The sequence below is a fragment of the Streptomyces katrae genome, assembly GCF_000966975.1.
Taxonomy (GTDB): Bacteria; Actinomycetota; Actinomycetes; order Streptomycetales; family Streptomycetaceae; genus Streptomyces; species Streptomyces katrae.
Map to the genome: position 1 here is coordinate 1 of NZ_JZWV01001654.1, position 306 is coordinate 306.

At 78.1% G+C, this 306-nt stretch carries 1 protein-coding gene; it reads right to left on the reverse strand.

All coding sequences use genetic code 11. The annotated features are described in order from the left end of the window. Window positions 1-243 (reverse strand): helix-turn-helix transcriptional regulator (locus VR44_RS39870; RefSeq protein WP_045952590.1); only part of this gene is annotated, 243 nt, incomplete at its 3' end. Window positions 244-306: the final 63 nt, after the last annotated feature.

Below are 306 nucleotides of genomic sequence, written 5' to 3' on the forward strand. Positions count from 1 at the left end.
CGCGACGGCCTCGTCGTCGTCGAGCAGCAGCGGCGGCAGCTCCGCCCCCGCGCCCAGCTGGTACCCGCCGCCGGTGCCGGGGCTGGCGTTCACGGGGTAGCCGAGACCGCGCAACCGGTCGACGTCCCGCCGCACGGTCCGGGGCGTGACCCCGAGCCGCTCGGCCAGGTCGGCGCCGGTCCACTCGCGGTGGGCCTGGAGGAGGGAGAGCAGCCGGAGCAGCCGCGCGGAGGTCTCGAGCACCGCCCCAGTGTGCCCTGGCCGTTGCCGCTGCGCGGGCGGTGTCCCCTACCCGCCCTTCCACCG